At 72.8% G+C, this 19206-nt stretch carries 14 protein-coding genes; 9 read left to right on the top strand and 5 right to left on the bottom strand.

Translation table 11 applies throughout. The features are described from left to right. The first annotated feature begins 41 nt into the window (after positions 1–41). From dapA to N798_RS15415, 3 genes are all read left to right on the top strand, one after another. Positions 42–929, top strand: coding sequence for a 4-hydroxy-tetrahydrodipicolinate synthase (gene dapA, locus N798_RS15405; protein ID WP_035950147.1), 888 nt, complete (start codon positions 42–44; stop codon positions 927–929). Beyond that, on the top strand, positions 926–2611 hold the full coding sequence (locus tag N798_RS15410; protein WP_035950150.1) for a ribonuclease J: 1686 nt from the start codon (positions 926–928) through the stop codon (positions 2609–2611). The genes dapA and N798_RS15410 overlap by 4 nt, the downstream gene beginning before the upstream one ends. Positions 2612–2829: 218 nt before the next feature. Then, entirely contained in the window at positions 2830–5568 is a 2739-nt protein-coding gene (locus N798_RS15415) for an FtsK/SpoIIIE family DNA translocase (protein WP_084100836.1), read from the top strand. An 18-nt stretch (positions 5569–5586) separates the two neighbouring features. Here N798_RS15415 and N798_RS15420 read toward each other — a convergent pair whose 3' ends face one another. Next, positions 5587–6642: a MauE/DoxX family redox-associated membrane protein gene (locus N798_RS15420; RefSeq protein ID WP_035950153.1), complete on the bottom strand. Its 1056-nt coding sequence runs from the start codon at positions 6640–6642 to the stop codon at positions 5587–5589. Between the two features lie 53 nt (positions 6643–6695). Between N798_RS15420 and N798_RS15425 the strand changes: the two genes are divergently transcribed. Beyond that, entirely contained in the window at positions 6696–7403 is a 708-nt protein-coding gene (locus tag N798_RS15425; RefSeq protein ID WP_052117437.1) for an ion channel, read from the top strand. Between the two features lie 18 nt (positions 7404–7421). Here the strand turns inward: N798_RS15425 and N798_RS15430 are convergent, their stop codons facing one another. Both N798_RS15430 and N798_RS15435 read right to left on the bottom strand, forming a co-directional pair. Next, positions 7422–8612 carry a dipeptidase gene (locus N798_RS15430; RefSeq protein WP_035950156.1) on the bottom strand — a complete coding sequence of 397 codons (1191 nt, stop codon included), beginning with the start codon at positions 8610–8612 and terminating at the stop codon, positions 7422–7424. Between the two features lie 16 nt (positions 8613–8628). Then, complete coding sequence (locus tag N798_RS15435; protein WP_035950159.1) at positions 8629–9579, bottom strand: hypothetical protein; 951 nt, start codon at positions 9577–9579, stop codon at positions 8629–8631. A 204-nt stretch (positions 9580–9783) separates the two neighbouring features. Between N798_RS15435 and rimO the strand changes: the two genes are divergently transcribed. The 5 genes from rimO (at position 9784) to N798_RS15460 (ending at position 13334) form a co-directional block, all read left to right on the top strand. Continuing rightward, positions 9784–11202, top strand: a complete 1419-nt coding sequence (gene rimO, locus N798_RS15440; protein ID WP_035950164.1) for a 30S ribosomal protein S12 methylthiotransferase RimO — start codon at positions 9784–9786, stop codon at positions 11200–11202. Beyond that, positions 11199–11855 carry a CDP-diacylglycerol--glycerol-3-phosphate 3-phosphatidyltransferase gene (gene pgsA / locus N798_RS15445; protein ID WP_035950167.1) on the top strand — a complete coding sequence of 219 codons (657 nt, stop codon included), beginning with the start codon at positions 11199–11201 and terminating at the stop codon, positions 11853–11855. The genes rimO and pgsA overlap by 4 nt, the downstream gene beginning before the upstream one ends. Beyond that, a complete protein-coding gene (locus tag N798_RS18505; protein WP_035950170.1) occupies positions 11852–12343 on the top strand; it encodes a CinA family protein in 492 nt (163 codons plus the stop codon). The genes pgsA and N798_RS18505 overlap by 4 nt, the downstream gene beginning before the upstream one ends. A gap of 89 nt (positions 12344–12432) precedes the next feature. After that, positions 12433–12735 carry a helix-turn-helix domain-containing protein gene (locus tag N798_RS15455; protein WP_035950173.1) on the top strand — a complete coding sequence of 101 codons (303 nt, stop codon included), beginning with the start codon at positions 12433–12435 and terminating at the stop codon, positions 12733–12735. 11 nt (positions 12736–12746) lie between these two features. Continuing rightward, positions 12747–13334: a GrpB family protein gene (locus N798_RS15460; protein WP_229708298.1), complete on the top strand. Its 588-nt coding sequence runs from the start codon at positions 12747–12749 to the stop codon at positions 13332–13334. A gap of 190 nt (positions 13335–13524) precedes the next feature. On the opposite strand, the gene N798_RS15465 is transcribed toward N798_RS15460, so the two are convergent. Next, positions 13525–14391 carry an Fpg/Nei family DNA glycosylase gene (locus N798_RS15465; protein WP_035950178.1) on the bottom strand — a complete coding sequence of 289 codons (867 nt, stop codon included), beginning with the start codon at positions 14389–14391 and terminating at the stop codon, positions 13525–13527. 27 nt (positions 14392–14418) lie between these two features. After that, on the bottom strand, positions 14419–19203 hold the full coding sequence (locus tag N798_RS15470; protein WP_035950179.1) for an ATP-dependent helicase: 4785 nt from the start codon (positions 19201–19203) through the stop codon (positions 14419–14421). Between the last annotated feature and the right edge of the window lie 3 nt (positions 19204–19206).

A 19206-nucleotide genomic window follows, 5' to 3' on the forward strand; every position in this document is an offset into this window, starting at 1 on the left:
CCGGGGAGGCCTCGCCCCGGGCACCCACTACCCTGAGGGGCATGACGACGAACCCCTTCGGCCGGGTCATCACGGCCATGGTCACGCCCATGCACCCCGACGGATCACTGGACGAGACGGGGCTGCGGGCGGTCGTCGAGCACCTGCTCGCGAACGGGCACGACGGCATCGTCGTCAACGGCACGACGGGGGAGTCGGCCACCCTCACCGACGACGAGAGCATCGCCGCGGTGCGGCTGGCCAAGGAGGCCGCGGGCGACCGCGCCGCGATCACCGCCGGTGTCGGGTCCAACGACACCGCCCACTCCATCCTCATGGCCGAGCGCGCCGCCGAGGCCGGCGCCGACGCCCTGCTCCTCGTCTCGCCCTACTACAACAAGCCCACCCAGGCCGGGCTCCTCGCGCACTGCCGTGCGGTGGCGGACTCCACCGAGCTGCCGATCATGCTCTACGACATCCCGGGGCGGACGGGGACGCCGTTCGACACCGCGACCCTCGTCGAGCTCGCGAGCCACCCGCGCATCGCCGCCGTCAAGGACGCCAAGGCCGACCTGTGGGCGTCGACCCACGTCATGGCCGCGACGGACCTGCTGTGGTTCAGCGGCGACGACGTCCTCACCCTCGCCCACCTCGCCCAGGGCGCGGTGGGCTGCGTCTCCGTCGTCGGCCACGTGGCCGGCAAGGAGTACGCCGCGATGGTCGCCGCCGTGGACGCGGGCGACCTCGCTGGGGCGCGTGAGATCCACGAGCGTCTCATCCCGGTCGTCGACGCCATCATGACGACGTCGCAGGGCGCGATCATGGCCAAGGCCGCGCTCGTCGAGCTCGGGGTGATCGAGTCGGCGTTCGTCCGGCTCCCGCTCGTGGAGTCACCACCGGAGCACCTCGACATCCTCCGCAAGGGCCTGGCCGGGTCGGGTCTCGCGTGAGCCATCCGCACCCCGAGCTGTCGCTGCCCGGTCCGCTCAAGGAGGGCGGCGTCCGCGTCGTCGCACTCGGCGGGCTCGGTGAGGTCGGCCGCAACATGGCGGTCATCGAGCACAAGGGCCAGCTGCTCGTCATCGACTGCGGCGTGCTCTTCCCCGACGACCACCACCCGGGCATCGACCTCATCCTCCCCGACTTCAGCTACATCAAGGACCGGCTCGACGACGTCCAGGCGATCGTCCTCACCCACGGGCACGAGGACCACATCGGCGCGGTGCCGTTCCTCCTTCGCCTCAAGCCGGACATCCCGCTCATCGGCTCCCAGCTGACGCTGGCCCTCATCGAGGCCAAGCTCAAGGAGCACCGGATCAAGCCGTACACGCTCTCCGTCAAGGAGGGCGACCGCGAGAACCTCGGCGTCTTCGACTGCGAGTTCGTCGCCGTCAACCACTCGATCCCGGACGCGCTCGCGGTCTTCGTGCGCACCTCCGGCGGCACCCTGCTCCACACCGGCGACTTCAAGATGGACCAGCTGCCGCTCGACGGCAGGCTCACCGACCTGCGCGCCTTCGCCCGTCTCGGCGAGGAGGGGGTCGACCTCTTCCTCACCGACTCCACCAACGCCGAGGTCCCGGGCTTCACGACGCCGGAGAAGGACATCGCGCCGGCGATCGACCGGGTCTTCCGGCACGCGCAGCGCCGGATCATCGTCGCCTGCTTCTCCTCGCACGTGCACCGTGTCCAGCAGGTGCTCAACGCCGCCGAGAAGTCGGGGCGGAAGGTCGCCATGGTCGGCCGGTCGATGGTCCGCAACATGGGGATCGCCGCCGAGCTCGGCTACCTCCACGTGCCCGACAACATCCTCGTCGACTTCAAGAAGCTCGGCGACCTGCCCGACGACAAGGTGACGCTCATCTGCACCGGGTCGCAGGGCGAGCCGATGGCCGCGCTCTCGCGCATGGCCAACCGCGACCACCAGATCGAGGTGGGGGAGGGCGACACCGTCCTCCTCGCGTCCTCGCTCATCCCCGGCAACGAGAACGCCGTCTACCGCGTCATCAACGGGCTCATGCGCCTCGGTGCCGACGTCGTCCACAAGGGCAACGCCCGGGTGCACGTCTCCGGCCACGCCAGCGCCGGCGAGCTCCTCTACTGCTACAACATCGTCAAGCCGCGCAACGTCATGCCCGTGCACGGCGAGTGGCGGCACCTGCGGGCCAACGCCGACCTCGCGCTCGCGACCGGCGTCCACCCCAAGGGCGTCGTCGTCGTCGAGGACGGTGTCGTCGTCGACCTCGTGAACGGCAAGGTCAAGGTCGCCGGAGCGGTCGAGTGCGGCTACGTCTACGTCGACGGCTCGTCCGTGGGCGAGGCCGACGAGACGCTGCTCAAGGACCGCCGGATCCTGCGCGACGAGGGGTTCGTGTCGGTCATCGTCGTCATGGACGCGTCGACCGGCAAGATCGTCGCCGGGCCGGAGATCACGGCACGTGGGTTCGTCGAGGACGACGTCGTGTTCGACGACGTCATGCCACAGCTCACCAAGGCTCTCGACGACGCGACCGCCCAAGGAGTGAGCGACACCTACCAGCTCGAGCAGGTCATGCGGCGGACCGTCGGCGGCTGGGTGGGTCGCAAGATCCGCCGCCGCCCGATGATCATCCCCGTCGTCATCGAGGCGTAGCCGCCTCGCCGGCTCCGTGGGCCCGCCCGTCGTCATCGAGGCGTAGCCGCCTCGCCTCGCCGGGACCCTTTTCCGGGGACGGCGGGAAACCTGCCCCGAGCAAGGGAACTGTTCCCTTGCTCGGGACACGTTTTCCGGGGACGGCGGGAAACGGCTCCAACCGTGGTGGTGCGCGTGTGCTGCGTGTGAACGGTGTGACAGTGGCCTAGGGTGCGAGCATGGCCTCCCGTTCGACCACTCCTGCGCGCTCCCGCACGGCGTCGTCGCGCCCCGCGAACCGCCGTGCACCCGCGCGCACGACGAGCCGCAAGAAGGTTCCGGCCAAGGGCAGCTCGACGCCGATGCCCGTCGCCGCCGTCCGCGGCGCGTGGATGGGGCTCGCGCACGTCACCGGGGGCACGGTCCGCAAGGTCTCGCACGTCGGTCAGGACCTCGAGCCGGAGCACCGCCGCGACGGCGCCGGGCTCGCCCTCATCGCGCTCGCCGTCGTCGTCGCCGCCCGCGAGTGGTGGGGCCTCGCCGGCATCGTCGGCGAGGTGACGCACGCCGTCGTCGCCGGCACCCTCGGCCGGGTCGGCTACGCCCTCCCCATCGTCCTCCTGCTCTTCGGGCTCCACCTCTGGCGCACCCCGCGTGAGCACCCCGCGACCAACCGCATGGCCATCGGCACGGCCCTCCTCGCCTTCGCCGCGTGCGGAGTCGTCCACGTCTCGGCCGGCATCCCCGAACCTCCCGCGGGTGCCGACGGCATGCGCGCGGCCGGCGGCATCATCGGCTTCCTCGCGTCGAGCCCGCTCGAGGCCGCCGTCTCGATCTACGGCACCATCCCGCTCCTCATCCTCATCGGCATCTTCGGGCTGCTCGTCCTCACCGCCACACCCGTGCACGAGATCCCGGACCGGCTGGAGCTGCTGCGGGCCACGCTGTTGGGGCGGCCGGCATACGCCGACGAGGACGTGACCGAGGAGGTGCCGGTCAAGAAGCCGCGCCGCACCCGCTCCAAGGGTGACGAGCCCATGGTCGGGGACGAGGCCTACGAGCAGGCCGCGATCGTCGACTACGAGGACAAGGACAAGCCGCGGCGCGGCAGGCGCGCGACTGCGCTGCCCGCCGAGACCGACGAGGGCGGCCCGCGGCCGGGCGAGAAGCGCCCGACGGCGCCCGGCGTCCTCGCGCCCGCAGCCAAGGCGCCCGTGGAGCAGGTGAAGCTCGAGGCTCCGCCGACGACCCCGTTGCCGCAGCGCGTCGAGCAGCTCTCCCTCGCCGGCGACATCACCTACACGCTGCCCGACAACGCCGCGCTCAAGCAGGGCGCGCCGCACAAGGAGCGCTCCGAAGCCAACGACCGCGTCGTCGAGTCACTCACCACGGTCCTCGACGAGTTCGGCATCGACGCCCAGGTCACCGGCTTCACGCGCGGCCCGACGGTCACCCGCTACGTCGTCGAGCTCGGTCCCGGCGTCAAGGTCGAGCGCGTCACCGCGCTCAGCAAGAACATCGCGTATGCCGTCGCCTCGGCCGACGTGCGCATCCTCAGCCCGATCCCGGGCAAGTCCGCCATCGGCATCGAGATCCCGAACCCGGACAAGGAGATGGTCTGCCTCGGTGACGTCCTGCGCAGCCGGGTCGCGCGCGACAACCACCACCCGATGGTCATGGGCGTCGGCAAGGACGTCGAGGGCGGCTACGTCATTGCCAACCTTGCCAAGATGCCGCACCTCCTCGTCGCCGGCGCCACCGGCTCGGGCAAGTCGTCCTTCGTCAACTCGATGATCACCTCGGTGCTCATGCGGTCGACGCCCGACGAGGTGCGCATGGTGCTCGTCGACCCCAAGCGCGTCGAGCTCACGGCATACGAGGGGATCCCGCACCTCATCACGCCGATCATCACCAACCCCAAGAAGGCCGCCGAGGCACTCCAGTGGGTCGTGCGCGAGATGGACGCGCGCTACGACGACCTCGCCAACTACGGCTACAAGCACGTCGACGACTTCAACAAGGCGGTGAAGTCGGGCAAGGTTCAGCCGCTGCCCGGCTCCGAGCGGGTCATCCAGCCCTACCCCTACCTGCTCGTCGTCGTCGACGAGCTCGCGGACCTCATGATGGTCGCCCCGCGCGACGTCGAGGAGTCGATCGTCCGCATCACCCAGCTCGCGCGCGCCGCCGGCATCCACCTCGTCCTCGCGACGCAGCGCCCGTCGGTCGATGTCGTCACCGGCCTCATCAAGGCCAACGTGCCGAGCCGCATGGCGTTCGCGACGTCGTCGCTCGCCGACAGTCGTGTCGTGCTCGACCAGCCGGGCGCCGAGAAGCTGCTCGGCCAGGGTGACGGGCTCTTCCTCCCGATGGGCGCGAGCAAGCCGATGCGCGTCCAGGGCGCGTGGGTCACCGAGTCCGAGATCCAGGAGATCGTCGGGCACGTCACCGGGCAGCTCAAGCCGACCTACCGCGAGGACGTCACCGTCGCCGCGGCCAAGAAGCAGATCGACGACGACATCGGCGACGACCTCGACCTACTGCTGCAGGCGACCGAGCTCGTCGTGACGACGCAGTTCGGCTCCACCTCGATGCTCCAGCGCAAGCTCCGCGTCGGGTTCGCCAAGGCCGGTCGTCTCATGGACCTGCTCGAGTCGCGTGGCGTCGTCGGACCCTCCGAGGGCTCCAAGGCCCGCGACGTGCTCGTGCGCCCCGACGACCTGCCGACGACGCTCGCGCTCATGCGGGGCGAGGACGTGCCGCAGACGGACGAGGCCTTCGACAACGAGGCCGAGGACGCAGGTGCCGGCTACCACCAGGGCGACGACGCGGGACAGTCGGCGGCTGCGCCGCAGCCGCCCACCGACCGCTACGGCACGGACGCCGTCGGGGCCGACCTCGACCGGAGACCGCAGGTCGAGTCGTGGGACGACGACGAGGACGACAGCGAGGACGCCTGGGAGCTCACCGGTCGTCGGTGAGCCTCACCAGCGGTCGGCTCACACCTCGGTCGGTGCGGAGGCGTCTGCCAGCTCGGCCTCGATGTCGTCCAGCAGCCCCATCACGGCGTCGTGCCCGTTGACGGGTCCGGCGGCGAGGAGGCCGTCAGCCCCGCAGAGCACCGCTGCCGGTGACTGCACGAGCCCGAGCCCGAACCAGGCGAGCGCCGCGTGGTCGAGGAGCGGCGCCTCCACGGGGTCGACGAGTCGCGAGGCGTCGTAGGGGACCGAGAAGACCACGCGGATGTCGATGGCGGGGAGCCGTGCCCTCCAGGCGGCGACGTTGGACGCGACCACCTGGGTGGAGACGCAGTAGCAGTTGACGAAGACCAGCAGCTGCGCGCGTTCCGACGCCAGCTCGGCCAGGGTCGCCGGCCCGGAGGTCGGGTCGTGGAGGACGAGCGTCGGGATGGGCACCCTCTCGTAGTCGAGGTCGTCACCGAGATCGCTCCCGCCCGTGGCGGCAGGCCTGCGTTCCGTCGGCGATGACCGCCATCCCTCGACGGAGGGGGTGGAGCGTTCTGCAGGCGTCGGCTGGCGCCGCGCGACGACGAGCCACGTGAGCAGGCACGCGCAGGCCGCCAGCGTGAGCCACAGGAGGTCGCCGGCGTCGCCTGCGTCCCACAGCGACCAGACGGTGCGACCGGACGCGGCCAAGGCCACGGTGGCCACAGCCGCAGCGACGAGCAGCGTGTTGCGTGCCAGGGTGCGTCCCGAGATGCTCTGGTCGCCGGCCTGCCCGAAGCACCCGCACTGCGGCCGCGGAGTGAGTGTGAGGCCCCGGGCGATGAGCGCCCAGTAGGCGAGCATGAGCCCGAGCGTCGCGACGGATGCGGCGGTGAAGAGCCACCGACCCGGTGCGAGGAGGAAGAGCGCGAGGACGAGCTCGATGCCGGGGATCGCCCGCGCGAGGGCCAAGGGGAGCACCCACTCGGGCAGCTGGAGGTTGCGGATGATGGAGCGCAGGGTCTCGCCCCGACCGAGCTTCGTGGTGGCACTGAACCCGAGCACGGCGACGAGGGCGAGTGGCGCGAGAACCCACGCTGGGTGGTGCATGTCGTCATCCTAGGTCGGCGTCGCCCCACCGTCCGGCGCTTAGAGTGACGCCCATGGAGACGAGTGTCTGGGACGACCTGCGGGAGCCGCCGACCCGTGCGCAGCGCTGGCGGGCGGTGCTCCGCAAGCAGCCGTCGGCCTTCCTCCTCGGGGTGCAGCTCGTCGTCATCGTCCTGCTGCCGTGGCTCCAGGACCTCGAGTACGGCCGGGTCGCGCTCACGGTCCTCAGCCTGTGCGCGCTCACGGTCGCCGTCTTCACCGTCCGGAGCACCCCCGCCCTCACGTGGCTGTCGGTGGGGCTGGGCCTGCCCGCCGGCGTCCTCGAGGTCTGGTCCTCGATCTCGACCGACAACACCCTCGTCGTCGCCCTCGCGCACACCGCCCTGTCGCTCTTCTACTTCTACACGGCATACGGGCTCGTCTCCTACATGTTCGAAGACGCCTGGGTGACCAAGGACGAGCTCTTCGCGGTGGGCGCAGCCTTCACGGTGCTCCTCTTCGCGTTCACCTACCTCTTCCTCGGTGTGCAGGAGCTCTGGCCGGGCTCCTTCGTCGGGCACACGGACGGCGCACAGAGGTCCTTCCTCGAGCTGCTCTACCTCTCCGGCGCCAACCTCACGAGCGTGGGCCTCTCCGACGTCCTGCCCGTCGGCCCGCAGGCGCGCGCCGTCGCGATCATCGAGCAGCTCGCCGGCGTCATGTACGTCGCGATGGTCATCTCGCGCCTCGTCGCGCTCACGGTGATGCGCAACCAGCGCTGACCCGCCACGCGACGTCGCTCAGGCAGCCGACTCCCCGTCGAGGTCCTCGATGCGGGAGATGCTCGGCTCGCGGTCCGAAAGGTCGCGGGCGGTCGCCTCGATGCCCTCGAGCACGCGCATGGCGTTGCCCCACGTGAGCCGGCCGAGGTCGTCGTCGGACCAGCCGCGCTCGGCCAGTGCCTCGAGCAGCCGCGGGTAGGTCGAGACGTCCTCGAGCCCGCGCGGGAGGCGGCCGACGCCGTCGTAGTCGCCGCCGAGCCCGATGTGCTCGACGCCGGCGACCTCACGGACGTGCTCGACGTGGGCGACGACGTCGTCGATGGTCGCCTCCGGCGGCGGGTGCGCCTCGCGGTGGCGCTCGAGGAAGGCGCTGTATGCCGTGTGGTCGGCCCAGTGGACGTCCTCGGCAGCGGCCGCGTCGGCAGCCTCGAGGTCCCACTCGCGCACGGTGGGGGAGATGAACTTCGGGACGAAGGTGACCATGCAGAGGCCGCCGTTGTCGGCGAGCGTGGCGAGGACGTCGTCGGGCACGTTGCGCGGGTGGTCGCAGACGGCGCGGGCCGACGAGTGCGAGAACATCACCGGCGCCTGCGTCGTGGCGAGGGCGTGCCGCATCGTGTCGGCGGACACGTGCGAGAGGTCGACGGCCATGCCGAGCCGGTTCATCTCGCGCACGACCTCGTGGCCGAACGGCGAGAGGCCGCCGAGCACCGTCTGGTCGGTCGCCGAGTCGGCCCACGGCACGTTGTCGTTGTGGGTGAGCGTCATGTACCTCACGCCGAGCGCGTGGAGCATCCGCAGCGCGCCGAGCGAGCTGTCGATGCTGTGGCCGCCCTCGGCCCCCATGAGCGAGGCGATGCGGCCCGACTCCCGGGCCGCGCGCACCTCGGCCGCGCTCACCGCGAGAGCCAGCTCACCGGCATACCGGGTCGTGAGGGTGCGGACGAAGTCGACCTGCTCGAGGGTCGCGGTGACGGCCCGCTCGCCGGCCCACTTGGCGTCGACGTAGACCGACCAGAACTGCGCGCCCATGCCGCCGCGGCGCATGCGCGGGAGGTCGGTGTGCGTGCTGGTGGTGCCGGTCTCGAGTTCGAGCTGGTCGAGGTCGTAGCCGACCTGCTCGCGAGCGGCCCAGGGGAGGTCGTTGTGACCGTCCCAGACGGGGTGGCTCGCGAGCAGGTCGGCGATGCGCTGCGCGGTCGAGGTCATCGCCCCAACCTAGACGTCAGCGACCCGAGCGCTCCTTGGCGGCCTTCGCAGCCGACCGCGCGCTGTCGAGCGCAGCGCGGGAACGGGCACCCTTCGTCGCCTGGCCGCCGAGGCCCCAGTCGGTGCGGTAGCCCGAGATCCGGTAGCTCACGGTGCCACCGGCCGTTCCGCCGGAGATGACGAGGTTGTCCCCGTCGACCCGGACCCAGAGGTTGGGCATGGGGCCGGAGTTGGGGGAGACGACGGGCGCGGCGTTGCTGAACTCGAGGTCCTCCAGCCCGGGACCGACCAGCGCGACCGTGGCGGAGCCCGAGCCGTTGAGGGTGACGGTCTGCTGAACGTTGACCTCGGGGCCGGTGATCGACGTGGTGCCGTAGTAGAGGTTGCCGCTGAGGGAGATGACGAGCTCGTGGCCCTCGACGTAGAACTCGTCGCCGATCATGATCGCCGCGGGCACACCGAGGTTGCTGATGCCCACGACCGCAGGCGCCTCGCCGCCCTCGGCGTAGAGGCCGCCGCCCTCACCGTTCGCGCCGACGGAGGAGAGGTTGACGGCCTCGACGGCGAACCGGTCCATGTTCTTGGTGTTGGCCAGGACGCCCGAGTTGTTGACGCCCACCGCGCCCATCGCGGCACCGGTCCCGGCGACGGTGGAGGTGTTGGCGGTCGAGAGGCCGAACTTGTTCGCGGCAGAGGTGCCACCGGCGAAGCCGTTGCCGTTGGAGGCGAAGAAGTAGCCGGCAGCGCCCGCCCCGGTGTTCTTGACGGTGAAGGCGATCCCGGCGGTGGGGGCGATGATCGAGGTATCGGTGGCGCCGGGGTAGTTGACGCGACCCTGCAGGACGGCCTGGCCGGCGGCGGCCTCGGCGGAGGAGGCGGCGGCGACGGCTGCGGTGGCAGCGGCGCCGATCGCACCCACGCGGATCGCGGCACGGCGGTCGAAGGCAGGGTTGGTCTTGTCGGACATGGTGGTGGGTTCCCCTCGGAGTATTAGGTGGTGTGACGAAGAGTCGCGCCGAAGTATCCACGGTGAGGGACCGGATGCACAGGGCTTCGGCGGAATCCACCCGTCGGCGCGTCGCGGCACGTGCTCGGGCGCCGGTGCGACGAGCCGCAGCGAGCGGTCCGGCACCCGCGCGGAGGTCCGTCCGCGCCCAACTAGAGTGTCGGCATGCCCGCACCCGAGACGACCTCACGTTCGGTGGCCGTCGTGACGCTGGGGTGCACCCGCAACGACGTCGACTCCGAGGAGCTGGCCGGTCGCCTCGCCGCCGGCGGCTGGACCCTCGTCGAGGACGCCGCGGACGCCGACGTCGCCGTCGTCAACACCTGCGGCTTCGTCGAGCAGGCCAAGAAGGACAGCATCGACAGCCTCCTCGAGGCGTCCTCGCTCAAGGAGCACGGGCGCACGCAGAAGGTCGTCGCCGTCGGCTGTCTCGCCGAGCGCTACGGCCAGACCCTCGCCGACGAGCTGCCCGAGGCCGACGCGGTGCTCGGCTTCGACTCCTACGCCGACATGTCGACGCACCTGCGCACGATCCTCGACGGCGGCAGCGTCCCGAGCCACGTGCCCAGCGACCGCCGCAGGCTGTTGCCGCTCTCGCCGGCCGTCCGCCAGGACGCCGCGGCCGGCGTCGCGCTGCCCGGGCACGCCGCGCCGCGCACCCGGCTCGGCACGGGGCCGTGGGCGCCGCTCAAGATCGCGTCCGGCTGCGACCGGCGCTGCGCGTTCTGCGCCATCCCGATGTTCCGCGGCTCGTTCGTCTCCCGTCGTCCCACCGACGTCCTCGACGAGGCGCGCTGGCTCGCCGGGCAGGGCGTGCGCGAGCTCTTCCTCGTGAGCGAGAACTCGACGTCCTACGGCAAGGACCTCGGCGACCTCGCCCTCCTCGACGCGATGCTCCCCGAGCTCGCCGGCATCGACGGCATCGAGCGGGTGCGCGTCTCCTACCTCCAGCCCGCCGAAGTGCGTCCCGGCCTGCTCGACGCGATGGTCGCGGTGCCCGAGGTCATGCCGTGGTTCGACCTCTCCTTCCAGCACGCGGCCGCGCCGCTGCTGCGCCGGATGCGCCGCTTCGGTGGCACCGAGAGCTTCCTCGGCCTCGTCGACGACGTGCGCCGCCGCTCGCCGCTCGCCGGGATCCGCAGCAACGTCATCGTCGGCTTCCCGGGCGAGACCGAGGACGACGTCGACGAGCTCGCCGAGTTCCTCACCGCCGCGCGGCTCGACGTCGTCGGCGTCTTCGGCTACTCCGACGAGGACGGAACCGAGGGCGAGACCCTCGCCGGCAAGGTCGACGCCGACGCCATCGCCGAGCGCGTCGCCCGCATCACCGACCTCGTCGAGGAGCTCACCGCCCAGCGCGCCGAGGACCGCATCGGCGAGACCGTGCGCGTCCTCGTCGAGGAGGTCGAGCGGGACGGTGTCGACGCCTCCAGTCGCGCGTCCGTCGTCGGCCGCAGCGAGCACCAGGGGCCCGACGTCGACGGGACGACCCGCGTCGTCGGCGTGGCCGCCGCCGTGGGGGAGACCATCGTCGCCACGGTCGTCGGGACCGAGGGCATCGACCTCGTCGCGGAAGCGACATGAGCGAGCGGCCGTCGCCGGTCGCACGCATGGCGCCCAGTGCGTGGAACATCGCCAACGGGCTCACCGTCCTGCGCCTGCTCCTCGTGCCCGTCTTCGGCTGGCTGCTTCTCTGGGACGACGGGCACCAGGCGGGAGCGCGATGGTGGGCCTTCGCCGTCTTCGCGTTCGCCATGGTCACCGACCGGATCGACGGCGACATCGCCCGCAGCCGCGGGCTCATCACCGACTTCGGCAAGGTCGCCGACCCCATCGCCGACAAGGCGCTCGTGACGATGGCGCTCGTCGGGCTCTCGATGATCGGCGACATCCCGTGGTGGATCACGCTCGTCATCACGGTGCGCGAGTGGGGCATCACGGCGATGCGCTTCTGGGTGATCCGGCACGGGGTCATGGCCGCCGGACGCGGGGGCAAGGTCAAGACCCTGCTCCAGGCGCTCGCCCTCGGCTTCTTCGTCATCCCGCGGTTCTCGCTGCCGTTCAGCGGTGCGCTCGACCTCGTCGCGTGGGTGACGCTCGTCGCCGCGCTCGTCGTCACGGTGGTCACGGGGGTCGACTACGCCGTCGACGCCTTCCGGCTGCGGCGCACGAGTCCGCGCGCGATGGCCAAGAAGGCGGCTCGCGCGGCCGCCCGCGACCGGCGGCCCGAGGCGTGAGCTCGCCGGAGGCGCTCGTGGCCGGCCTCGTCGGACGCGGCCTCACCGTGGCCTGCGCCGAGTCCCTCACGGGGGGCCTCGTGTGCGCGGCACTCACCTCCGTCGCCGGGTCGTCGAGGACGGTGCGAGGGGGAGTCGTGTCCTATGCGACCGACGTCAAGGCCGCCGTGCTTGGTGTCGACGCCGAACGGCTGCGCGAGACCGGCCCGGTCGACGCGCTCGTCGCCGAGCAGATGGCGCTCGGGGTCGCTCGCGTCCTCGGGGCCGACGTCGGCCTCGCGACGACGGGTGTCGCCGGTCCCGGACCCGCCGACGGTATGCCGGCCGGCACCGTCTTCGTCGCGGCCTGCGGACCGTGGCCGGGCGGCGTGACGAGCCGGCGGCTCGCGCTTCCGGGCGACCGCGCCCAGGTGCGGGCCGCCACCGTCGACGCCGTCATCGACCTCCTCGGCGAGCAGCTGGCCGTGCTGGCGCCGCAGGGGGAATAGCCCGGGTCGGGGAAGTCTTCGACGAAGGGACACCCTCGCGATGTAGCGTGGAGGGCGAACGACCACCGGTCACGACGAAGGGAGGCCCGATGATCCTGCTCCGACACGAGCTCGGTGAGGCGCTGCGCGAGCGGCGACAGCAGCAGGGCCGCACCCTGCGTGACGTGGCCGCCGCGGCCTCCGTCTCGCTCGGCTACCTCAGCGAGATCGAGCGTGGCGTCAAGGAGGCCTCCTCCGAGCTCCTCTCCGCGATCTGCGTGGCCCTCGACGTGCCGCTGTCCGTCGTCCTCGACGACGTGAGCCGGCGCGCCGCCCACGTCGAGTCGCTCGGCGCGCCGGTGTCGCTGCCGGTGACAGGTCGCACCGACGTGGTGTCGGCCTCCGCGGCCTGACCCTCGTCGCCGTGGCGGCGGAGCACGTCGGTGGCCGTCCGGTCCCGTGGTCGGTCCCTGTCGTCCTGCACGAACCCGACCCCGCGTGGGCCCGGCACTTCGAGGCGGACGCCACCCTCATCCGCGGCGCGCTCGGCGAGCGGGCGCTCTCGGTCGACCACGTGGGGTCGACGTCGGTGCCGGGGCTGCCCGCCAAGCCGGTGATCGACGTGCTTCTCCAGGTCGTCGACCCGGCCGACGAGGACGCCTACGTCCCCGCACTCGTCGAGCTGGGCTACTGGCTGCAGATCCGCGAGCCGGAGTGGCTGGAGCACCGCGTGCTCTACCAGCGGACCGAGCGCGGCTGCCCGCACGACATCAACGTCCACGTCCTCGCCCCCGACACCGGGCGAGAGGAGGTCGAACGCCTCCTCGGGTTCCGCGACTGGCTGCGCACGCACCCCGAGGACCGCGACGCCTACGCCGCCGAGAAGCGCCGGCTCGCCGCGCGGTCGTGGCGCTACGTCCAGGACTACGCCGACGCCAAGTCGACCGTCGTCGAGGAGATCCTCGCCCGCGTGGACGCGGCCCGCTCCGTCGACGGTCCGCCCGCGCCCTGACGGCAGTCCTCGCGAGGTCCCGGCCGACGTCGGGGGCCGGGCTCCGGGGTTCCGGCGGTTCGACCCTCGCCAACGTCACGTCGATCGCCGAGGGCGCCGCGGCCACGGCCCCACCGTCGACGGGCGTCCCCGGCGACCCGGAGCGTCGCCCGCCGCCGCGGTGGGAGGGCGAGCGGACGCAGGCCCTGCGTCAGGCCCTGCGGTAGGGAGAGGTCCGCCCACCGGAGGAGCCGAGGGGGTTCTGGCGACGTCCGTCGTCGCCGGGCGCGAGTCCGCCCTGGCAGGTCGGGCAGTAGAACATCGTCCGCTCGCGACCGTCCGGCCCGATCATCGACACCCGCACCGTGTCGCCGCACCGGCGGCAGGGCCGGCCCGAGCGCGCGTGGACGAAGTGCTCCTCGCCACGGCGACGCACCCCCGTGCTCGACTGGACGGCGTGGTGGCGCGAGGCGTCCATGAGCCGGCTGATCCGGGCGATGAGGGCGTCGGTGCGTTCCTGTCCGACCTCGGCCGCGGGGGTCCAGGGTCCGACCCTCTCGAGGAAGAGCGACTCCGACGCCCAGAGGGTGCCGACGCCGGCGAGCACGCGCTGGTCGAGCAGGGCGGCGCCGACGACGGTGCCGGAGGCGAGGAGGCGTGACGCGGCGAGGCTGAGGTCCCAGTCGGGGCCGAGGACGTCCGGGCCGAGGTGGCCGACGACCTCGTCCTCGCGCTGGGTCGGCAGCACCTCGAGCATGCCCAGCCGGAGGCCGAGCGCCGTCCACTGCTCGGTGCCGACGGCGACCCGCAGGTCGGCCCGGCGCAGCCAGCGCGGGGTGTCCTCGGGTGTCTCGACGCGCCACTGGCCCTCCATCTTGAGGTGCGAGTGGATCGTCAGCCCGGAGTCGACGCGGTGGAGCAGGTGCTTGCCGCGGCTCACCACCTCCAAGGTGGTCGCGCCCCGGAGATCGAGCGTCGCGATCTCGGGGAAACGGAAGTCGCTCAACGTGATCGGCTCGCCGGCGAGCGCCCTGTGGAGACGGTCGGCGGTGCGCCAGACGGTGTCACCCTCGGGCATCGGCTCGGCCCCCTGCCGCTGTCCGGCTCACCGGCGCAGTCGCAGGCCGCGGGGGGTCGCGTGGAATCCGGCCTGGGCGAGGGCGTCGACGAGCGGGTGGCCCGACCCGAGCAGCGCGCCACCGTCGGCCTTCTCGACGGTGAGCCGGCCGAGTGCCCCCTCGCGGACGGCGAGGGCGAGCGCGTCGGCGGCGGACTGGAGGGCCGCGGGGTCGTCGGTCCACGAGAGCAGCGTCTTGCCGCCCCGCTCGACGTAGAGGACGAGGTCGCCGTCGACGAGGACGACGAGCGCCCCGGCCTTGCGGCCCGGCTGGTGACCCTTGCGCCCGGACGTGCTCGAGTCGTCGTCGGACTCGCTCACCGGCCGGTCCGGCCACGGCAGGGCCGCGCCGTAGGCGTTGGCGGGATCGGTGGCGGCGAGGACGAGAGCGCGCGGCGCGGCGGCGTCGGGTGCGGCGCCGAGTGCACGCGCCCCCGCGCGGAGGCGGTCGATCGCACCGGTCGTGGCGAACTGCGCCGCCCCGAGCGACTCGACGAAGTAGCCACGGCGCACCCGCCCCGACTCCTCGGCCGCGGCCAGCACGCGGTAGACGGCGGCGAAGCCGCCGGTGACGTCCTCGGCGACGACGCTGCCCCGGGTGAGGACGCCGTAGCGGTCCTGGAGGATCTCGGCCGTCGCGAGCGTGCGCACCGTCGTGTCGGCCTCCACCTCGGGCAGCAGCGACCACCGTCCCGCAGCCGTCCCCGGCGCCGACCGGGCCACCGGCACCGCACGGGAGGCGCCGCCACGCCCGCCGAGGGCGCCGAGCGAACCGGCGCGGCCGGCATACCTCGTGGAGCGGGGGCCGGAGGCGGCGCGACGGTGCGCGGTGCGACCGCCGGAGAGCAGTGCGCGGACGGGCGCGAAGGTGTCGCCGGACACATGGCCTGACCACACGAGCGACCAGAGGTCGTCGAGCACCTCGCTGTCGGAGCCGCCGACGGCGTCGGCGAGCGCGCGGAAGAAGTAGGCACCACCGCGGGCGAGGACGTCGAGCAGCGACTGAGCCCGGTCGCCGAGCTCGGTGTCGTCGGGGGCAGCCATCGTCAGGTGCGCGGTGTCGGCGAGGTGGAGCGAGACCCAGCCGTCGTCGCCGGGCAGCGACCCGTGGCCACGCCAGACGACCTCGCCGACGCTCATGAGCTCGTCGAGCAGGGCGGGGGAGTAGCCGGCGACCCGGGCCGGCAGGACGAGGGTCTCGAGGGCGCTCGCGGGCAGGACCGCCCCGGCGAGCTGCTCGACCGCCCGGACGAGACCCTCACGTCCGCGCAGGCCGCCACCGACCGACTGCCACTGCGGCAGGAAGCGTGCCAGCTCGACAGCAGCCACCGGCTCGACCTCGGCGCGCAGGGCTGCGAGCGAGCGCCGGCGCAGCGTGCGGAGCACCTCGGCGTCGCAGTAGTCGAGGCCATGGGCGCCACCGCCGCTCTCGGTGGGCAGCAGCTCACCCTCGACGACGCGTCCGGAGGCGACGAGTCGGCGCAGCGCGTCGAGCGCGACGGCCGGCCCGACGCCCCACCACTGCGCCACGGCCGACGCCGGGAACGGTGCGTGGGTGCGGGCGTAGCGGGCGACGAGTTCGCCGAGCGGGTCGGGCACGGGGTCGAGGAAGGCCTGCGGGACGCCGACGGGGAGCGAGACGCCCAGGGCGTCGCGCAGCCGGGAGGCGTCCTCGATCGCGGCCCACCGCTCCTCGCCGGCGACGCGGACGCGGATGACACGACGTGCCCCTTCGAGGTCGACGAGCCACGAGCCGATGTCGCGGGTCGTCGCGCCGTCGCGGGTGCGGCGCTCGATCTCGGGCAGCGAGAGCGGGCCGAGGGTCCGCAGCAGGTCGGCGACGTCCTCGCCGTCGCGGCAGCGTCGCTCCTCGGCGAGCCGCTGGAGCTCGGACTCGGTGCGGGCGACGGCCTCGGGGTCGAGCAGGTCGCGCAGCGACAGGCCCTCGCCTCGCCCGAGCAGCTCGGCGAGCAGGGTGGGGTCGAGCGAGAGCGCGGCGGCCCGCTTCTCGGCGAGCGGGGAGTCGCCTTCGTAGAGGAACTGGGCGACGTAGCCGAAGAGCAGGGAGCGGGCGAAGGGCGACGGCTGCGCCGACTCGACGTCGACGAGGGTCACCTCGCGCGACTCGATGGCCGACATGAGCGCGGTGAGCCCCGGCACGTCGAAAACGTCCTGGACGCACTCGCGCACCGTCTCGAGGACGATGGGGAACGAGGCGTACTGGCTCGCCACCTCGAGCAGCTGCGCGGCGCGCTGGCGCTGCTGCCACAGCGGTTGGCGCCGGTCGGGACGACGGCGGGGGAGGAGCAGGGCACGGGAGGCGCACTCGCGGAAGCGCGCGGCGAAGAGCGCCGAGCCGCCGATCTCGCCGGTGACGAGGTCGTGGACGTCGTCGGGGTCGAGCCGGACGAGGTCGAGGAGCTCGGCGGCGGCGCCGCGCCCGCTCGACCCCTCGCCGTCGAGCTCGAGGTCGGGCAGCCGGAAGACGATGCCGTCGTCGCCGTGCATCGCTTGCACGTCGACGCCGAACCGCTCGCGCATGCGCGCCGAGACGCACAGCGCCCACGGCGCGTGCACCTGCCCACCGAACGGGCTGTGCACCGCGACCCGCCAGTCGCCGATCTCGTCGCGGAAGCGCTCGACGACGATCGTCCGGTCGTCGGGGACGTGACCCGTGGCGGTGCGTTGCTCGTCGAGGTAGGCGACGAGGTTGTCGGTGGCCCACTCGTCGAGCCCGGCCTCCGAGACCCGCTTGCGGGCCGCCTTGGGCGTCGCGGCGGCCACCTCGCGCACGAAGGCGCCGACGGCCTTGCCGAGCTCGGCAGGACGTCCGAGCTGGTCGCCCTTCCAGAACGGGAGCTTGCCGGGCTGCCCCGGCGCCGGGGTCACGAGGACGCGGTCGTGGGTGATGTCCTCGATCCGCCACGTCGACGTGCCGAGGGTGAAGAGGTCGCCAACCCGCGACTCGTAGACCATCTCCTCGTCGAGCTCGCCGACCCGCCGGCCCGTGCCCTCACCGGTGGCGAGGAAGACGGCATACAGGCCGCGGTCGGGGATCGTGCCGCCGGAGGTGACCGCGAGCCGCTGCGCGCCCGGACGACCCGACAGCACGCCCGTGACGCGGTCCCAGACGATGCGCGGTCGCAGCTCGGCGAACTCGTCGCTCGGGTAGCGGCCCGACAGCATGTCGAGCACGGACTCGAGGATCGAGCGGGGGAGCGAGGCGAACGGCGCGGCCCGGCGCACGACCTGCTCGAGGTCGTCGACGGTCCAGTCGTCGAGGGCGGTCATGGCGACGACCTGCTGGGCGAGGACGTCGACCGGGTTGGCCGGCACGCGCAGCGACTCGATGGCGCCGGCGCGCATCCGCTCGACGACGACGGCGGTCTGCACGAGGTCGCCGCGGAACTTGGGGAAGAGCACGCCCCGCGACACGGCACCGACCTGGTGGCCGGCGCGACCGACGCGCTGGAGCCCACTCGCCACCGACGGCGGTGACTCGACCTGGACGACGAGGTCGACGGCACCCATGTCGATGCCGAGCTCGAGGCTCGACGTCGCGACGACCGCCGGCAGCCGACCGGCCTTGAGGTCCTCCTCGATGACCTGCCGGTGCTCCTTGCTCACCGAGCCGTGGTGCGCGCGCGCGAGGACCGGTGGCGCGCCGGACGAGGCGCCGGCCTGGGCCATGACCTGGGCGGGGGTGCGCGAACCGCCGGTATGCCGGCCCACGCCGAGCGTGGGACCCGCGCCCGAGGCCGCGCCCTCCCTCGCCTCGTCGGGTGGTGGGGCACCGTCACCCTCGCCGTCGACGGCCGACGCCTCGGCCGCGGCGGTGAGCCGCTCGTCCCAGATCTCGTTGAGCCGGGTCGTGAGGCGCTCGGCGAGGCGCCGCGAGTTGGCGAAGACGAGGGTCGAGCGGTGCGACGCGACGAGGTCGACGATGCGCTCCTCGACGTGCGGCCAGATCGACGCGCGGCGCTCGGCGCCCGCGGCCGGGCCGCTGAGGTCGTCCTCGATGACCTCGCCGAGCGAGGACATGTCGGCGATGGGCACGACGACGTCGAGGTCCCACTCCTTCGTCGACGGCGGGCGCACGACGTCGACGGGCCGGCCACCGGCGAGGTAGCGGGCCACCTCGTCGACCGGCTCGACGGTCGCGGACAGCCCGATGCGCTGCGTCGGCTCGTCGAGGAGCGCGTCGAGCCGCTCGAGCGACAGGGCGAGGTGGGCGCCGCGCTTGGTGCCGGCGACGGCGTGCACCTCGTCGATGATGACCGTCTCGACGCCGCGCAGCGCCTCGCGCGCCTGCGACGTGAGGATGAGGAAGAGCGACTCCGGCGTCGTGATGAGGATGTCGCTCGGCGTCCGCGCGAACGCGCGCCGCTCATTGGCCGGGGTGTCACCGCTGCGCACCGACACCGTGATGTCGGGGGCGGTCTGCCCGAGGCGGGTCGCCGCGTGGCCGATGCCGACGAGCGGGCTGCGCAGGTTGCGCTCGACGTCGACGGCCAGGGCCTTCATCGGCGAGACGTAGAGGACGCGGCACCGCTTGAGCTTCTCCTCGGGCAGTGGCTCGGTGCCGAGCCGGTCGAGCGCCCAGAGGAAGGCCGAGAGGGTCTTGCCCGAGCCGGTCGGTGCGACGACGAGGGCGTGGTGCCCCGAGCTGATCGCCTCCCAGGCCCCCGCCTGCGCTGCCGTGGGCGCACTGAAGGAGTCCCGGAACCACGTCGCGGTGGCCGGGGAGAAGCGTTCGAGCACGTCAGAGGTCATGAG

This window comes from Knoellia flava TL1 (assembly GCF_000768675.1).
GTDB lineage: Bacteria > Actinomycetota > Actinomycetes > Actinomycetales > Dermatophilaceae > Knoellia > Knoellia flava.